Annotated in this window: 14 protein-coding genes; 6 read left to right on the top strand and 8 right to left on the bottom strand. The window is 56.3% G+C overall.

Annotated features, from left to right (window positions below; translation table 11 throughout):
- Positions 1-484 precede the first annotated feature (484 nt).
- Positions 485-1,444, bottom strand: a complete 960-nt coding sequence (locus ACMGEE_RS17935; RefSeq protein WP_301252114.1) for a DMT family transporter — start codon at positions 1,442-1,444, stop codon at positions 485-487.
- 77 nt (positions 1,445-1,521) lie between these two features.
- Complete coding sequence (locus ACMGEE_RS17940; protein ID WP_253456124.1) at positions 1,522-2,346, bottom strand: AraC family transcriptional regulator; 825 nt, start codon at positions 2,344-2,346, stop codon at positions 1,522-1,524.
- A gap of 234 nt (positions 2,347-2,580) precedes the next feature.
- Here ACMGEE_RS17940 and ACMGEE_RS17945 point away from each other — a divergent pair, with 234 nt between their 5' ends.
- The gene (locus tag ACMGEE_RS17945; RefSeq protein ID WP_253456127.1) at positions 2,581-3,516 is read left to right on the top strand and encodes a VirK/YbjX family protein; all 936 of its coding nucleotides are present in this window, start codon (positions 2,581-2,583) and stop codon (positions 3,514-3,516) included.
- A 44-nt stretch (positions 3,517-3,560) separates the two neighbouring features.
- Here ACMGEE_RS17945 and ACMGEE_RS17950 read toward each other — a convergent pair whose 3' ends face one another.
- On the bottom strand, positions 3,561-3,992 hold the full coding sequence (locus ACMGEE_RS17950; RefSeq protein ID WP_253456131.1) for a DUF3828 domain-containing protein: 432 nt from the start codon (positions 3,990-3,992) through the stop codon (positions 3,561-3,563).
- Between the two features lie 372 nt (positions 3,993-4,364).
- On the opposite strand from ACMGEE_RS17950, the gene ACMGEE_RS17955 reads away from it, so the two are divergent.
- A complete protein-coding gene (locus tag ACMGEE_RS17955; protein ID WP_253456134.1) occupies positions 4,365-4,553 on the top strand; it encodes a hypothetical protein in 189 nt (62 codons plus the stop codon).
- Between the two features lie 112 nt (positions 4,554-4,665).
- On the opposite strand, the gene ACMGEE_RS17960 is transcribed toward ACMGEE_RS17955, so the two are convergent.
- From ACMGEE_RS17960 to ACMGEE_RS17980, 5 genes are read right to left on the bottom strand one after another with little or no spacing between them, the layout of a single operon-like run.
- Positions 4,666-5,928: a phospholipase D-like domain-containing protein gene (locus tag ACMGEE_RS17960; protein WP_436830425.1), complete on the bottom strand. Its 1,263-nt coding sequence runs from the start codon at positions 5,926-5,928 to the stop codon at positions 4,666-4,668.
- Positions 5,921-6,553 (bottom strand): MotA/TolQ/ExbB proton channel family protein, encoded by a 633-nt coding sequence (locus ACMGEE_RS17965; RefSeq protein ID WP_253456141.1) that lies wholly within the window; start codon positions 6,551-6,553, stop codon positions 5,921-5,923. The genes ACMGEE_RS17960 and ACMGEE_RS17965 overlap by 8 nt, the downstream gene beginning before the upstream one ends.
- A gap of 17 nt (positions 6,554-6,570) precedes the next feature.
- A complete protein-coding gene (locus ACMGEE_RS17970; RefSeq protein WP_436830426.1) occupies positions 6,571-8,814 on the bottom strand; it encodes a TonB-dependent receptor family protein in 2,244 nt (747 codons plus the stop codon).
- Between the two features lie 28 nt (positions 8,815-8,842).
- On the bottom strand, positions 8,843-9,580 hold the full coding sequence (locus tag ACMGEE_RS17975) for an energy transducer TonB family protein (RefSeq protein WP_369895071.1): 738 nt from the start codon (positions 9,578-9,580) through the stop codon (positions 8,843-8,845).
- Position 9,581: 1 nt separating this feature from the next.
- Positions 9,582-9,989, bottom strand: a complete 408-nt coding sequence (locus ACMGEE_RS17980) for an ExbD/TolR family protein (RefSeq protein WP_301252107.1) — start codon at positions 9,987-9,989, stop codon at positions 9,582-9,584.
- A 359-nt stretch (positions 9,990-10,348) separates the two neighbouring features.
- Between ACMGEE_RS17980 and gstA the strand changes: the two genes are divergently transcribed.
- From gstA to ACMGEE_RS18000, 4 genes are all read left to right on the top strand, one after another.
- Positions 10,349-10,951, top strand: a complete 603-nt coding sequence (gene gstA, locus ACMGEE_RS17985; protein ID WP_253456153.1) for a glutathione transferase GstA — start codon at positions 10,349-10,351, stop codon at positions 10,949-10,951.
- Between the two features lie 203 nt (positions 10,952-11,154).
- Positions 11,155-12,072 (top strand): pyridoxal-phosphate dependent enzyme, encoded by a 918-nt coding sequence (locus ACMGEE_RS17990; RefSeq protein WP_301730350.1) that lies wholly within the window; start codon positions 11,155-11,157, stop codon positions 12,070-12,072.
- A gap of 79 nt (positions 12,073-12,151) precedes the next feature.
- Positions 12,152-12,619, top strand: coding sequence for an OsmC family protein (locus ACMGEE_RS17995; RefSeq protein WP_253456158.1), 468 nt, complete (start codon positions 12,152-12,154; stop codon positions 12,617-12,619).
- 33 nt (positions 12,620-12,652) lie between these two features.
- A complete protein-coding gene (locus tag ACMGEE_RS18000; RefSeq protein WP_394148921.1) occupies positions 12,653-13,033 on the top strand; it encodes a DUF4440 domain-containing protein in 381 nt (126 codons plus the stop codon).
- Positions 13,034-13,048 lie beyond the last annotated feature (15 nt).

Genomic DNA, 13,048 nt, shown 5'->3' on the forward strand with positions numbered 1-13,048 from the left:
CTGCTTTCAAGACCAACGATAATGCAACAGACCTTAACATTCCTGACCTTTACGACCGACATTGATGTGCAGAGTTAATCTTTTCCTGTGATTTATTAATGTATCCATCTGCCGGGCATCGTCCTTTCTTCCGTTTCTGTTCATTAAAATTTGAGTTAAAAATGGTTTATTGCTGCTAAAACAGTCTCAAAAAACAAGCAATATTGAATGTGTAGTAAGAATTGACTGTGTTTGAAAATAACCAAATCCGATTAGCGATTATTCTTATAGCGGAACAATCGGTCACTGTGTCATAGCGGTCTTTGATGGAAGCCGCTTTTTTTCCTCACCGCATCGGAAAAAAAACGTGATAAAAATCACACATAGAGCTAAAAACTTCCTGAAATTACAGCCAGCGGCAATAAAAAAAGAGCACGAAAAGCGCTCTTTTTTTTACCTTAATCAAAACAATTTGCCAAAGGATGTGCCTTTTTCGGCCAGTCTCTTAAGAAAAGACGGATTTTTTAACCGGTTCAGGTTGGATACGTGTCGCCAGCACTACGCCCGCTATCAGGGCCAGAATGCCGCAGACCGTTACTGCTGAAGGCCAGCCCTGCCTTAATAAAAAGGTGTAGGCCAATGCCGCCAGCGTTTCAAAAACAATCAGCGGGCCAACCAACACGGTGGGTAAACGCTGGCTGGCTTCGTTCCAGCACAAAGCGCCCAGCCAGGAGCAGAACAGGCCCAGCGCAATCATTAAGGCGATAAAAAGAGCGGGATGGGGGCCAAAAGGCAGCGAAAAGTCGGGACGGGTAACGTGCAGCTGGATGCTCACCAGCAGATAGCCCACCAGCGCCAGCGGCAGCGTGGCTATGCCTTGCGCCGTCGCCCAGGTCGTCGCGCTTTTCTGCGGATGCGCGCGTAACCAGCGAGCGTTGCGTAGCGGATACCATGTCCAGCAAATCATCGCCATTACCGCCAGCCCTATGCCGCTCAGATAACGTGGCAGATCGCCATGCTGAGCGCTATCCTGCCATTCCGCAACGTTGACGCAGCCTAATCCCAGCGCGATCAGCAGCAGTACCGGCACCAGCTTTCGCCACGGCAGCCGCCCTTCATGGTGCCCATAAAACAGGTTAGCGCTGACGGAAATAACTACCGGCAACGTGCCGATAATCATACTGGAAACAGGTGCGCCGGTACGCTGAATAGCACTGGCTAAAAAGGTGTAATAAAGAAGGTTACCGATCAGCGCCAGTTTGAGTGCTTCTTTCCAGTCGCCGCGCGACAGCTGACGCAACCGGCGTCGATCCTGCCACGCCAGCGGCAGAGCAATCAGGCCGAAAGCCACATAGCGGCCTACCGACTGTAGCGCGCCCGGGTAATCCGGCACCAGCAGAGGCACCACAAAAATAAGTCCCCACATCAGTCCCGCGCTCAGGGCAAAAAAGACACCAGCAAACATAAACAGCGATCCCGTTAATTAAAGCGAAAACGCTATTCTGACGCGCCGTCAGGGGAAAAGATTGTAGCAGATTGCGCTTAGCCTCTTATCTGCTTCTGATAGCGCACCGGGGTAGTGCCGTAGCGGTTAGCGAAGCTGCGGGTCAGATGAGCCTGATCGGTCAGGCCTACCGCCAGCGCGACGTCAGCGGCCGGGCGGCCCGAGGCCAGCAGCTCTTTTGCACGCCACAGGCGAAACGCCATCAGCATCTGGTGTGGCGTAACGTGATACTGCGCCTTGAACTGTCGTTGAAAATGCCAGGGACTGAGCGAGGCCAGCGCGGCCAGCTCGTTCAGGGTGATATTGTCAGCAAGGTTGTCGCGTAAATACTCTTTTATGAGGTCGAAGCGGTGCCTGGGCGCGGCTGCCATCTTATCGCCAATCCGGGCGCAGGGACGCAAAAGGTCGATCGCTGTCAGTAAAATGCCGTCTCTCGCCAGCGGATCCCGCACCTGCCAGAGCATAGCCAACAGCGCGGAAAGCTGGGCCGCTCGAGGCGGATCGAAGCACACCGCCTCGGTAAACCACCAGCCCTGCTCGCCCGTTATGGCGGCCAGCCGCGCCGGATCGAGATAGAGCATACGATACTGCCACCCTTCTTCGCTGGCCGATTCGCCGGTATGCAGCTCGTCCGGATTCATTAACACCAGCGATTGCGCGGGTGCCGTATGCACAGCGCCGCGATAGCGAAAACGCTCCGCGCCTGCGTCTATCGTGCCGATGCCGAACGCCTCATGCGTGTGCGGCTCAAAGGCGTAGCGCGAAATATGCGCCTGATAAAGCTCTACGCCCGTCAGGCCATCAAGCTGGCAAAAGCGGGCGCGATCTTTTTCATCATTAAACTGCGCGGGAACACCCTGCAAGCCAGCCTCCGGAAAATTGAGCGAGGAACCCTCTTCTGCTTAATACAAAAGTATAACGTTAGCAGCGAACGTCATCCTTAATTTGTCTGTTTCCTGCAATTGATTTGGCATAAGTGATTAATAAATTAAACATTCATTCAACCAACAAGCAATGCTCTTAACTTGTAAATCGTCATTTACTCAATGTTGAGGTTGCCGGTGTTCAACTGAGTTTTTTCCACTGGAACGCCGAAGATGTCCGATATCACACTTACGTCAGGTCAGGAGAGCAGCCTGACCCTTTTTCTGTCGCTGGTTACGGGCAGGCTGAAACCGGGCAAGCTGTGGTATGACCGGGAATATCGCCTCAAGTATTTGTTCCGCTCGCTCGCCTGTCCGCGGCAGACCCTGAAACTGACCGATGCGATTATTCATGAGCCGGTGATGCGTGAAATACTGGCCGTCCAGCATACGCTGCCGAGCAAGATCCATCGCCCCTATCTCTATGGCGGCATGCCGGTGGCGGATCGGGCCGGGGCGATTATCGCGCACTACCGATTCGCCAGAGACCTGCCTTACTCTGTCTTTCGTCAGGCGCTGCTCAGCCAACAAGGGGCGGAGCTGCTGCGTTTTGCAGGCAAAGGTGGCGAAAGCTTTTCCATTACCATGGCCTGTACCGGACGCTGTGAAAGAGAAGGCGAGGTCAATCTGTTTTTCAGCCAGGACGGGATCAAGCTGGCGATAGTGACCTTTGCTGTAACCGAGCAGCAAGGTGAAAAGGTAGCGATCGTCGGCGGTATTCAGGGCGCGCATCGCGATACGCCGCACGAGCTGATCCGTTCGGCGACCAAGGCCTGCTATGGTTTATTTCCGAAACGCCTGCTGATGGAAACCCTGGCGCTGTTCTGTAAGGCAACGGGGATTTCGCAGATCCAGGCCGTCAGCGACACCGGCCATATTTTCCGCAGCTGGCGCTATCGCCTGAAAAAGAAGAGTTTGTTTCATGCCAGCTATGACGAATTCTGGCAGACGCTTAACGCTGTGCCGCTGTCGTCAAAACTCTGTCGCTTGCCGACGACGTTTGCACGCAAGCCGCTGGAGGAGATAAGCAGCAAGAAACGGTCGGAGTATCGGAAACGCTACGAGCTGCTGGACGCCCTGGCCGGGCAGTTCACCGCGCATATCCGCTGAGCCGCGTGCCACAGGTGACCGTACCGGCCCGCGTGCGGTTCACCTTAGCGGCTTTCCTTTACCACATCATCAATTTTCCAGCCGTCGCGATCTTTGCGCATCGTGACCAGCAGCAGCTGACGATCCTCTGGATCCTTGCCCAGCGCCACGTCGCCGGACGCGGTTTCGCCGTTGACGGTAAACCGGCTTACGCTGACGTGATCCACCCAGCTGTCGCTGTAATCCTGATCCTGCAAAAAGAAATCGTCGTCCATGCCGTCAGGGCTTTTGATCAGCACGTTGATCTTTTGCAGCAGCTGCGGCGTGACATACTGATTTAACACCGGATCGTGCTCGTCGATCGGGCTTTCATCCTTGCTCAACGCATTAAGATACCAGCTGTAAAAATCCTGGCTTACCTTTTGCGGATCCTGTTCCGCCGCGCCGGCCTGCGACGCCAGTAGCGCTATGCCCAGCGCCAGTATCCATTTTTTCATCAACAAATCTCTGCCCGTTACGCTTTTACGTGGCGGCTCCACGCTGCCGGTTAATTTACCTTTTCATCGCCCTGAATGAACCCGTTTCCGCATTATTTTTGGTAAATGTTTATACCGTGTCGCGCCGTAGCCAACGGGTCATGACTTTAGCCAGGGCAGCAGGCGCCGCAGCGGCCTGATAACTGCAACAGCCTGCAAATCCGAACGACAAATGCGAGCCATGCCGAAGTCCTCAATGTTTTTCCGCTGCGCCGTCAGAAAACAGTGTCCGCTTTTTTTATGTGGTTATAAGATTATCGCGCTGCCGCAACTCCTGTCTTAATTATCGTAAGCGTCAGCTTTGCCGTTCAGACCGCAATGGAGAGCAAACGGATGGAAAGACGAGTCACCAGGCTGGAAACCGATGTCGGGCATATGCAGGAAGCTATTCAGGAAATCAAAAGCGACATCCGTGAGTTTAAAAAAGAGGCGCGCATGGATTTTCGCCTGCTGTTCGGCGCAATTGTGACCACAACTCTGGGGCTGGCTTTGCTGATAGCCAGGGGTTTTGCCTGGCTGTGACGCGGCCTGCCCGCTGGAGCCAGGTTATCCTTTACAAGCCGGGCCGGTTTCTGGCGGCAGCGGGTGCTGCTGATGCTTTATACCGCCCTCTCCTGGTGTTTCACGCTTAGCGCTATGGCGCGTAACGGCGCGGCGCATTTTCCCGCAGCAGACCGCCGGGATCGGGCGCAGGATAGTCGGCATCAATGCGTAACGGCGCGGCATAGCGGCTCTGCCACAGCTGCTCATAAAGCGCATCCAGCCGCGCCGCCATGACGGCGTCATTCAGCACCAGCTCCAGGTTGCGTGAATTATCAAAGTAGCCGCCGCTCCAGTTACTGGTGCCTGTCCAGGCCAGTTCGCCGTCGATGGTCATGATCTTACTGTGCACGACGCGGGCGTAGGGAATAAAACCGCTGCTCGCCTCCGGTATCGTCACGATTTTTATCGTTACGCCCGGCACCAGCGCCAGACTTTTCAGCCAGGCGATATCGGGCTGTTTGGTATTCCAGTTGGCGACCATCAGCTCGACCTGTACGCCGCGCGCCGCTGCTGCGCGCAACGCATTGTCGATAACGGCATAAAAGGGGCGAGTGCGATTTTCGCCAAACGACAGCGGCGCATATTCCATTACCTGCACCCGAATACGCTTTCTGGCGGAAGCAAGCAGCTGCGGCAGCACCAGCTGCGAATCAGGGATACCTGCCGGATTCCAGGCGCGCGGGCTGGCGACCAGATAACGGCCGGCGCGAAGATCGGCAGGCAAAGCACCCTTACCGGTTTCGGGCACCTTTTCGCCCGCCTCCAGCAACGGCTGCGCGGCCCAGTCGTGATTAAAGATGGCGGCAATTTGCGCTACAACAGGTGCGTCGTTAATCAGCAGACCGGTTTCCTGGATATGCTCCAGCGCCCGCCAGTCGAAGTTCTGGCTGCCGACAAAGCTCTGCTTACCATCCACCAGCAGGTATTTTGCATGAATAATACCGCCAGCCAGGCGGGCGAAAGGCATAATGCGCAAGGTCAGTCCCGGAATGGCTTTCAGCTGCGCCAGCGTTTCCGGCGTGCTGAGCTTCAGCCCCTTTTGATCCATTAAAAAACGAATTTTTACGCCGCGTTCGCCAGCCTGCCGCAGCGTCTGGATCACCTTATCCAATCGCGAACCCGGCTCGTTGGCCACATAGAATTGTGCAATATCGATCTGCGTACGGGCGCTGGCGAACATCTCTTGCCACACCACGGCACTGCTGCGCAAATCTGATGCCGTCAGGGTGGTTTCGACGGGCGCATCATAAACCAGTTCATAACCCGCGATAGCGAAATTTGCCTCACCGAGCGGGCTGAACAGCAGCAGCCCGCCGCACAGCAGCCGTTTGCACCGCTGCGCAAGATCACGCATAGCGGCGCACGCCATTGTCCTGCGGCCCGGCAACAGGCCCGGCCCGCTGTACGGGCGTAGCCGCCCGCAACAGCAGCACCTTAAGTAATTCATTAATGCGCTCCATACGGTTCTGCAAAAAGTTATTGCTAACCAGGCAAACCAGCGCGATAGCGATGCCTAATCCGGTGGCGTACAGCGCGGTGCCCATCCCGGCGGAAACCTGGCTGGCGTCCGACACGCCTGCCGCCGCCAGCGCTTTAAACGTGTCGATAATTCCCATTACCGTGCCCAGCAGCCCCAGCAGCGGCGCGGCGGTCACCACCGTTTCCAGCAGCCACAGGCCGCGCGTCATGGCCGCTTTGCTCAGCAGATACTGCGCGTCGACCTCGTCGCTGAGCGCCTCGGCGGAAGCCTGCGCTTTACGTGCCAGTACGGGCTGCACTGCGCGCAGCGGCACGCTGCTGCGTCGGGTTACGCTTTCCGGCAGCGCGTGCGTTTCCGTCGTCAGTACCGCCGCCAGCTGGCTGGCCTGCCGCCGCGTCCACGCAAACCAGATAGATCGTTCAATAATAATCACCAGCGCTGCCGCCAGCGAGAAGTACATGACATAAAAGATTGCATCGTGCATCAGGGTTGCATTCATCTTCTTCTCTCTTTCGGTTAAAAAGTGGCTTCCAGCGAAACGCTGTAGGTACGCTCTACGCCAACATTGTAATAAGGCGTGGCGGCGCTAAGACCGTTACGCGCATCGGCGTTAAATACCGTAGTGCGCGCCGACGTCAGGTATTCCTTATCGAGCAGGTTGAGGATGCCGAACCGCAGCGCGGCGCTTTTGACGATCTTTTTATCCACTGGCAAATAAACGCCTGCCGCCAGATCGAACACCGTTCTGCCGCCCACTTTTTCATCGTTGGTCATGTCGCCGTAAAACGCGCCGACATATTTTCCGCTGACGCTGCTGTAGTAGCGGCCATCATCGTAGCCCAGCGTCAGGTTCAACAGATTTTTGGGCGAGTTGGGCAGCTGCTTGCCGCTGGTCGGCAGAGAGATATCTTCCCGCGTGACGTTATCTTTCTGCTCGGAGTCGGTATAGGTGTAAGACGTGTAGTAGTTGAAGTTATAGGGCAGCTTGCCGCTCCACTCGACCTCCAGCCCCCGGTTTTCCACCTTGCCGACGTTCATCATCTCGTAGTCGCCATCCGGGTTGGTGGTGGAAATCTGACGGTCGGTATAGCGCAAATAGAACAGCGTGGCGCTGAGCAGCATATCGTCTTGCTGAAAGCGCCAGCCCAGCTCATGGTTCCAGCTCAGCTCCGGTTTAGTATTAATCGAATCGCCGACGTTATAGAGCACGTAGTTTTGCGGTGTACGCATATTGCGCGTCAGGTTGTAAAACACCTGATTCTGCTGATCGAGCCGATAGCTGGCGCTGAAGTTCGGCAGGAACTTGTGATAGGTGGCGTGGCGATGCTCCGGCGCGTTTTCCAGGCTGCCTTTGTTTTCGCCGCGACGATCGACGTGCTGCCAGGCCAGACCGCCGACCAGCGTCCAGTCGGGCGTGACGAACCAGCTATCCTGTAGCCAGATTTTTTGCGCGGGCGTGATGGTATACTGGTTGCGGCCCTGCACGGTGTTGCCGTTGGCATCCTTTACCTGTCCGGCACCGTTCGGATCGCCCCACAGATCAGCTGGATTACCGTCGCTCTTGATCGCCACATAAGGCTGCGTTTGTAGCTGGCGAGCGCGTTCATACCAGTAGCCCAGATCCAGACTGTGCTGCTCGTTGATATCCCACTTCAGTTTAGTCGTGATGCCGGGCCGCCAGGTTTGTGTCCACGACGGGCGGTAATAAGTATTGCTGGTCAGATTGCTGAGATCGTACTGGCCCGCCTGATCGGACGTTGGCCCCAGCGTGCTGGCGCTCTGGCCGGTAAAGCTGCCGCCGTTGCCCCAGTAATAGTAAGGCTGCAACGTCAGCGACAGGTTATCCTGCAGCTGGAGTTTCTGCGTAAAACTGAGGGTGAAATTCTCAAACGGGTTACGGTTCAGCTTGTAGTATCTCGACAGCTGACCACGGCTATTGTACTGCGGCGTAGCGGGATAATCGTTGGCGTAGCGTCCGTCCTGTTCAAACTGCGCCTTGCTTAACGTATTGTAATTGGCGTTTTCCTGACGGTTATACTTCATAATCAGGTTGCTGCTGTTGCCATTTTCCGCCTCGAAGAGCGAGTTCATCTCAAATTTATTGGAATATAAGCGTCCTTCGCCGCGCCATTTTTTCGCTTCGGTATGCGAATAAGAGAGCCAGTTACTGAAGCCGTTATATTCGCCGGTTTCCAGACGGGCGAATGTTTTACTCAGATTGTTACTGCCCAGCGTCTGCTTCACAAAGCCGCCGAAATCTTTTGCGGGCCTTTTGGTCACCAGACCGATATTGCCGCCGCTCGATCCAATATGGGGGCCGTCTGCCTCGGCCGAGCCCTGCGTCACAAATACCTCTTCGATATTTTCCGCGTCGCCCACCAGATTAGGGTAAACCGCGTAGTTGCCGGAGTCGTTAATTGGAATGCCGTCGATCGACAGGCCAATCTGATCGGAGTTCATGCCGCGCATGGTGTAATCAACGCCGCTCAAACCGCTGGCGTCGTTGCTGTTAACGTTCAGGCCGGGCGTATATTTCAGTCGATCCAGCGCGTTTCCCGCCATATCCGCCTGCTTCTGCATCGCCTCTTTAGTAATGGTAGAACGTGCTTTCGCCGACTCTTCCTGCACCATCATGCCGCCGCCCAGCGTCTCGCCCTGAACATTAATGGCACCGACATCGGTACTTTCTGCTGCCTGTGCCGCCATTGATAAGGCCGACATCACCGCAAGGCACACCCCGGAACGTATAAAAATGCTCATTATTATTTCCTGTTTTGATGTTGGGCGTTCACGGCGCCCGATAATTCAGCGTGGCGGTAAAGCGCCTGCTGTTTTGTCCGGCGAAGGCGTCGGCCGGGAACGGCTTGACCTGCCTGATATTTTGTAAGCTGCCCAGCGCGGCGCGATTAAGCAGCATATTGCGAGCTTTACTGCTGATGCCGGAAGCCAGTACGCGACCGCTGCGATCGACTTCCAGCCAGATTTCCACGCTGCCTTCCGGGCGTTCCAGCGAGGCCTGACGGCCGGTGGGATAGCGTTTTTGTGCCTCCAGATCGTGACGTAGCTCTGCGATCCAACCGTTTTCGATGGCGCCGCTGTTGACGCGCGGCGCGACGGGTTTGGGCGTGGCGACCGGCGACGCGGCGGGTATCGGCCTTGCAACGGCAGTAGGTTTAACCGAAGTACTGGCTGGCTCGATCGCCTTTTTCGGTTTTGGCTTTGGCTTCGGTTTGGGCTTCGGCGGCGGCGCAACGGGTTCAGGCGAGGAGAGCGTAGGTTCCGGCGGCGTTTCCACTACGGGCTGAGGCTCGGGTTCCGCTGGTGGTTCGGAAGGCGTTTCAACCGGCGGTGTCTCAACCGGCGGCGTTTCAGCCGATGGGGGTTCCACCAGCGCCAGTTCCATGGTTGATTCGTCGTAGCGCGGTTCAATTTTCAGCGTGGCGTGCTGATTCATCAGCACCCAGCCAGCCGCCATCAGCACGGGCAGCCAGCTAAAAGCATGGCGAAAACGATAGACGGCGTACATGTCATAGTTTCCGTGTTGCGATAGAAATAGCGGTAAAGCCGCCCTGCCGCAGGCTGTCCATTACGGCAATCAGCCGCTCGACGGGCACGCTTTTATCGCTGTTAAGCACGATCGCCGTTTTCTGGCTGTCTTCCTGCTGCGCTTTCAGCCGGTTAACAAGCGTTTCCGGCGTCACCGGCTGTCCGTCCAGCTCCAGACGGTTATCCGTGCCCAGCGTAACGATGGCGTGCTGCTGCGGTTTTAACTGCTGCGCGCTGGCCGCGCCCGGCAGCTGGGTTTTCATTCCCTGGGAAGGAATAACGTTCAGGCTGATCAGAACAAAAAACACCAGCAGGAACATCATCACGTCAATCATCGGGATCAGTTCAATATGGGCTTTATTTTTGACAGGTTCATTCCAGCTACGCATCAGGCTCCCCCTCTTTTTGGAAGGCCAATATAGAAGCGGAATGTTTATTTTTAGTTACACTTTTAAGATAAAACGGTGGATCATTACGATTAACTTACATATTAGTGACGGAAGGAAATTAAAAACGGGTGAACGGGGGGTTTTGCGAGGGGCATCTGAAATCGAAAAGAATTATCTCTCAGAATACAGGCTTAAAGAAGTGAACACAGTGCAAATGTAATAATTAAACTATTGATAATAAAGTTATTAATGAAAAAACCGCGCGTAAAACTTAGCGCTTTGCCAAAGCCGAAAGGCTTGTTATCACTCTCTGGCGGGAGTAACGTCATCAGGCCATTCATTACCATTTAGGGAAGAATATGAAACTCTATTACTCTCCCGGCGCCTGCTCGCTGGCCCCGCATATCGTCCTGCACGAAACTGGCCTGGCGCACGAGCTGGAGGCGGTGGATTTAAAAACCAAAACCACCCGCAGCGGCAAAGATTTTCGGGCCATCAACAGTAAAGGCTATGTGCCCGCGCTGGCGCTGGACAACGGTAGGGTGATGACTGAAGGCGCGGTGATTTCACAATACCTGGCGGATTTAAACCCTGAAAGCGGCCTGCTGCCTGCGCAGGGCGAAGCGCGCTACGCCGTGCTGGAGTGGATGAGCTTTATTTCTGCCGAGCTGCATAAGACGCTGGCGGCGCTGTTTAACCCGGCGGTAAAAGGCGAGTGGAAAGATGCGGTAGTTGCTCAGCTGACGCGCCGACTGAACTGGCTGGAAAATGAAATCGACGGTAAAACCACGCTGACCGGCGACCGCTTCACTATTGCCGACGCCTATTTGTTTACCGTGCTCGGCTGGAGCAAAGTGGTTGGATTTAGCCTGGACGACTGGCCTGCGGTGCAGCGTTACCTTGCCAACGTCGCGGAACGGCCCGCCGTGCAGGCCGCGCTGAAGGCGGAAGGCCTGATCTGAATAGCTGCGCGGAGCGAGGTTAACCTGCGCAACCCGCGTTCATCCGGCCTTTTGCGTACGGCAAAAGGCCGGGCGGACAGCGCTACGCAGGTTTCCCGGCCCGTTCGGTCGCAGGCAGCAAGCTGGCCTTCAATCTGGATGTAGAAACAGAAGTCCGGGCCGTATCTGCCGCTGCCCATCTTCGTTAGCCTTCAGGAATAAATATGCACCTACACCAAGCAACGCCGCTTATCCCGTCACGTGCGCTCAGCCTGCTGGCCGGACGTGACGTCTGGCTAAAAATGGAGGCGTTTCAGCCGCCCGGCTCTTTTAAAATCCGCGGTATCGGGCTGGCCTGCCAGCACTATTTACACCAGGGTGCCGAACGCTTTGTCTCTTCTTCCGGCGGCAATGCGGGCATGGCGGTCGCCTGGGCCGGTCGCCAGCTGGGCGTACCCGTTATCGTCGTCGTGCCTGAAACCACTTCCGCGCGCGCCGTTGAGCTGCTGCGTCAGGAGAACGCAGAGGTTATCGTACACGGCGCGTCCTGGCAGGAAGCCAACCACTACGCTCAGTCGCTCTCAGGCAGCAAGGATGCTTTTCTGCACCCGTTTGACGATCCGTTGCTGTGGCAGGGCCATGCCACAATGATCGATGAAGTGGCCGCTGACGGCTGTAAACCTGACGTGGTGATCCTGTCTGTTGGCGGCGGCGGCCTGCTGAACGGCGTGGTGGAAGGGTTGCAGCGCAACGGCTGGCACGATGTCCCCGTGATAGCGGTGGAAACCGAAGGCGCAGCCTCCTTTCATGCGGCTCTGCAGGCCGGTCATACCGTGGAGCTGGCCGCTATTAACAGCGTGGCCGGTTCGCTGGGTGCAAAGCGCGTCAGCGAGCAGTCTCTACGCTGCGCCGCTACGCATCCGATCCACAGCGCGCTGGTTACCGACAGCCAGGCTATCGCCGCGTGCAGCCGCTTCCTGAACGATCATCGCGTGCTGACCGAGCCAGCCTGCGGCGCAAGCCTGGCGGTTATTTACGATAGCCATCCGCTGCTGGCGGCGTTCCGGAAACCGCTGGTGATTGTCTGCGGCGGCGCTACCGTTACGGCGGAACAGCTGTGGCATCTGTCCGAAAAGCGCTAAAGGCTGTAAATGCGTCTGGTAATGCGGGCAGAAAACGCTAATCTTCTGATTTTGTTAATAACAGGACAGAAGAAGCGCTATGGCAGATCGCGAGCATGACTATCAGGTGACCGTGGAGTGGACCGGCAACAAAGGCCAGGGCACCGAAAATTACAAGGCCTACGACCGCCAGTTTAAGGTGGTAGCCGACGCTAAAGCAGAGATAGCCGGCTCCGCCGATCCCGCTTTTCTGGGCGACGCCAGCCGCTGGAATCCCGAAGAGATGCTGCTGGCTTCCGCTTCCGCCTGCCATAAACTTTGGTATCTGCACCTGTGCGCCGAGGCGGGCATTAGCGTGCAAAGCTACTGCGACAGGGCGGAAGGCACCATGCTGGAAGCCAGACGCGGCCGTTTTACCCGAATTGTCCTGAAGCCGCAAATCACGCTACGCGCGGGTGACGATATTACCCTGGCGGCAGCGCTGCACGAAAAAGCGCATGAGCAGTGTTTTATCGCCAACTCGCTGAACTTTCCGGTACTTTGCGAGCCGACTATCAAACACGCCTGAGTGAAAAACGACGTTAACCCAACCGGAGAAGTCATGAACCCTTATTTTACGGAAGTTATCGCTGCCCACGTGGCGATTGAAAACTGGCTTGGTCAGGGTAGCGGCGACATACAGGCGCTTTTAAATCGCTTCAGCGCGGACTTTGTGATGATCCCTCCTACCGGTCGCTGCATGGATATGGCCAGCGTGAGCGACTTTTTTCTGGCGCAGCGCGGCGGCAGGCCGGGGCTGGCTATCGTGCTTGAGGAACTGACGCTGGTGGAAAGCTGGCCCGGCGGCGCGGTAGTACGCTATCTTGAACGGCAGACCCGGCCAGACGCAGCCGCCACCGCGCGCTGGTCAACGGCGGTGTTCCGGCTGATCGACGGCCATCCACAGTGGGTTTCCCTGCACGAAACCTGGCAGGGCGCGTAACCAGCGCGCCTTAGC

Source organism: Erwinia artemisiae, from assembly GCF_051400835.1.
GTDB lineage: Bacteria > Pseudomonadota > Gammaproteobacteria > Enterobacterales > Enterobacteriaceae > Erwinia > Erwinia aeris.

Coding starts and splice junctions, on each gene's coding strand:
- ACMGEE_RS17935 (WP_301252114.1), bottom strand. CDS start 1,444: ATGTTTGCTGGTGTCTTTTTTGCCCTGAGCGCGGGACTGATGTGGGGA.
- ACMGEE_RS17945 (WP_253456127.1), top strand. CDS start 2,581: ATGTCCGATATCACACTTACGTCAGGTCAGGAGAGCAGCCTGACCCTT.
- ACMGEE_RS17950 (WP_253456131.1), bottom strand. CDS start 3,992: ATGAAAAAATGGATACTGGCGCTGGGCATAGCGCTACTGGCGTCGCAG.
- ACMGEE_RS17955 (WP_253456134.1), top strand. CDS start 4,365: ATGGAAAGACGAGTCACCAGGCTGGAAACCGATGTCGGGCATATGCAG.
- ACMGEE_RS17960 (WP_436830425.1), bottom strand. CDS start 5,928: ATGCGTGATCTTGCGCAGCGGTGCAAACGGCTGCTGTGCGGCGGGCTG.
- ACMGEE_RS17965 (WP_253456141.1), bottom strand. CDS start 6,553: ATGAATGCAACCCTGATGCACGATGCAATCTTTTATGTCATGTACTTC.
- ACMGEE_RS17970 (WP_436830426.1), bottom strand. CDS start 8,814: ATGAGCATTTTTATACGTTCCGGGGTGTGCCTTGCGGTGATGTCGGCC.
- ACMGEE_RS17975 (WP_369895071.1), bottom strand. CDS start 9,580: ATGTACGCCGTCTATCGTTTTCGCCATGCTTTTAGCTGGCTGCCCGTG.
- ACMGEE_RS17980 (WP_301252107.1), bottom strand. CDS start 9,989: ATGCGTAGCTGGAATGAACCTGTCAAAAATAAAGCCCATATTGAACTG.
- gstA (WP_253456153.1), top strand. CDS start 10,349: ATGAAACTCTATTACTCTCCCGGCGCCTGCTCGCTGGCCCCGCATATC.
- ACMGEE_RS17990 (WP_301730350.1), top strand. CDS start 11,155: ATGCACCTACACCAAGCAACGCCGCTTATCCCGTCACGTGCGCTCAGC.
- ACMGEE_RS17995 (WP_253456158.1), top strand. CDS start 12,152: ATGGCAGATCGCGAGCATGACTATCAGGTGACCGTGGAGTGGACCGGC.
- ACMGEE_RS18000 (WP_394148921.1), top strand. CDS start 12,653: ATGAACCCTTATTTTACGGAAGTTATCGCTGCCCACGTGGCGATTGAA.